3 protein-coding genes and 2 pseudogenes are annotated in these 2,413 nt (G+C 72.5%); all 5 read right to left on the bottom strand.

Going from position 1 to position 2,413, the window contains the following annotated elements:
• Positions 1-95: 95 nt before the first annotated feature.
• A complete protein-coding gene (locus tag KUTG_RS02365; RefSeq protein WP_043714550.1) occupies positions 96-467 on the bottom strand; it encodes a hypothetical protein in 372 nt (123 codons plus the stop codon).
• 127 nt (positions 468-594) lie between these two features.
• Entirely contained in the window at positions 595-1,815 is a 1,221-nt protein-coding gene (locus tag KUTG_RS02360; protein WP_043714549.1) for an NAD(P)/FAD-dependent oxidoreductase, read from the bottom strand.
• Between the two features lie 69 nt (positions 1,816-1,884).
• Entirely contained in the window at positions 1,885-2,010 is a 126-nt protein-coding gene (locus KUTG_RS65875) for a dsRBD fold-containing protein (RefSeq protein WP_369794419.1), read from the bottom strand.
• Between the two features lie 73 nt (positions 2,011-2,083).
• A pseudogene (locus KUTG_RS65870) lies at positions 2,084-2,155 on the bottom strand (DUF1876 domain-containing protein); the annotation flags it as partial.
• Between the two features lie 14 nt (positions 2,156-2,169).
• Positions 2,170-2,413 (bottom strand): annotated as a pseudogene (locus KUTG_RS63030) (hypothetical protein); the annotation flags it as partial.

Genomic DNA, 2,413 nt, shown 5'->3' with positions numbered 1-2,413 from the left:
CACGTCCAGCCCGAGCGCGAAGACCCGGCGCAGGACGTCCGGCGTCATCGCGACCCGGCGCTCGCCGGCCCGTTCCGCGAGCACGCCGACGGTCGTCACGCCGAGGCCGCCGACAGGCTGGCCCGGCACGTCCGGACGATCTGCTTGGTGGCACGAGGATTCGGCGTGCGGCGGCAGCGGGGGCAGGTCACGCGGATCTCGCCGGTCAGCTCGTCGACCATCACGTCGGCGGCGGTCGCGCAGTCGCGGCACCAGCGGTGCCCGGTCACCGGGATCACGTGCAGCGCGGAGTGCACGCAGCGGTGGATCCACTTGCGGTGCAGGCCGCACGTCATGCGCTCCAACGGGTCCAGGCCCTCGGTCTCGGCGGCGTCCTCGGCCGCCAGTGCCGCCGCGAGCCGGCGGTCGCGCACATCCGCGTAACGCTGGTCGTCGATCGCCTGCCGGTGCTGCGTCGTGGTGGACATTGCCGCCTCCGGGAAGGGAAGTTCCTTGCTCCTGAAGGAAGTCTCGCGTCGCGAGGGTGATCGTCGACACGGCCCGTCGACACCTCCTGCGGTGCCGACGGGCCCGGTCGCGACCGGGACCATCGGCCTATCGCTCCAGGAAGTGCCGTGCGGCGGTCAGCAGCCCGTGCCCGGCCCGCGGAAGCGCCGGCTTGCCGTGGCGGTAGCGCATCGGCACGTACCGCGCGAGCGCGTACTTGGCGGCCCGCCAGGCCGGTCCGCTCAGCACGCGGTCGTGGTCCACCCGGACCAGGCCCTCGGCCGTCAGCGGCGCCTCGACGAGGATGCCCTTGTCCACGGTGTCCAGCACACAGAGCGCGGTCGGCTCGAACCCGGTGTCGACCGGCCGGCCGGTGATGCGGGCCGCGACGGCCGCGGCGACGGCCCGGGCCTGGGTGACGGCCAGGAACGACTGCTTGACCGGGAAGTCGCCGGCGTCGCCCGGCGCGAACACGTCGTCCCGGCCGACGAGGGACCGATCGGGCCGGCAGGTCAGGAAGCCGCGGTCGTCGGCCGGCAGGCCGTCGTGCCACAGCGCGGCCGCGTGCGGCGGCAGCGCGACGACGAGGTCATGGTGGAGCTTCGAGCCGTCGTCGAAGCACGTGTGCACTTCGGCGATCTCGGTGACGGGCAGGTCGGTCTCGCCGGTGATGCCCCTGGTGGCGAACTCGTCGGCCAGGATGCGGTGCAGGCCGGCGCCCAGTTGCTCGCCGAAGGCCCGTTCGGCGGTGGCGAAGGTGATGCGCACCTGGTGGCGCACGGTGCGCCGGCGCAGCCACGTGTCGAACATCAGCGCGATCTCGTAGGCCGGCCCCGGCCACACCGTGCCGGGCGGCACGACGAACAGCACGTGTTGCGGGCGGCCGTGCCCGGCATTGTGCGCGACCCACTGGAACCGCTCGCCGAGCCGGTGCAACTGACCCGGCGACGAGATCTGCGCGGCGTGTTCGGCCAGGCCGGGGACGCCGTGCGGGTGCGCCTGCGCGCCGGTGGCGATCACCAAGTGGTCGTAGTGGATCGGCATGACCCGGTTGGTGTGCACGATGCGCCGTTCGGTGTCGACGTTCTCCACGCAGGCCAGGCGGCGGGTGATGTTCCACCGGTCCAGGGCCATGCTGAGCGGGACGTGCAGCGGGGCCTCCGCCGCGCCGAACGGCAGGCCGACGAGGCCGGGCCGGTACAGGAAGTGGTCCCGGTCCGACACGACGGTCAGGTGCAGCCGGTTCGGGTCGACCATGGCGGTGAGCTGGAACGCCGTCTCCAGGGCGGCGAATCCGCCACCCAACACGACCACACGGTCGGCGAGCATGGGTTTTCTCCTTTCGTGCCTTGGGTTCGGTGTGCCGATCAGTGGCTGGTGCTCGCCGGCCTCCCGGACTCACTCGGCGAAGTGCGCGGGGCGATGGGTGATGCCCTCGACGTCCTGCACCGCGGCGTCGAGCAGCTGGTGGCTCAGGTCGGCCAGTGCCCGGGCCACGGCGAGCTCGTCGCCGATCTCCGGCACGTTCGGGTCGTGCGGGTTTGCGCCGGGCCCGGCCGCGGCCGATCGTGGCCAGGTTGTCCTGGCTGGTCAGCCGGGCCTCGGCGCGGGTCTGGTCCTCGTGTTCGTCGATGTAGATCTCGACGTGCCATTTCCTGGCGTGCGGCATGGCTTCTCCTTCGGTCAGTTCGGGTGGACGCCCGCCCGTTCGAGGTGGACGGTCGAGCGCTCGCGAGGCCAAGGCAGGCAAGGGCTCCAGTCGGCCAGTTGTCCACTGCGTGCGCGACTGGGTCTGATGCTGTCGTGCACGACCAGCACCGGGCACGGCGCGAGATGCAGTGCCGCCTTGGTGACCGCCCCGCTGCCGCCGCGGCCGACCACGAGCAGATCGCTGTCCGTGCGGTCGGCGACGACCTCTGCGGGTGGG

Origin of the sequence: Kutzneria sp. 744, from assembly GCF_000568255.1 — a bacterium.
Lineage (GTDB): Bacteria > Actinomycetota > Actinomycetes > Mycobacteriales > Pseudonocardiaceae > Kutzneria.
The sequence above is the reverse complement of the archived record's forward strand: the minus strand, read 5'-3'. Positions and strand labels throughout refer to the sequence as shown.

Excerpts from the sequence above, each read along its gene's own strand:
- KUTG_RS02365 (WP_043714550.1), bottom strand. The coding sequence starts at position 467 with ATGTCCACCACGACGCAGCACCGGCAGGCGATCGACGACCAGCGTTAC.
- KUTG_RS02360 (WP_043714549.1), bottom strand. The coding sequence starts at position 1,815 with ATGCTCGCCGACCGTGTGGTCGTGTTGGGTGGCGGATTCGCCGCCCTG.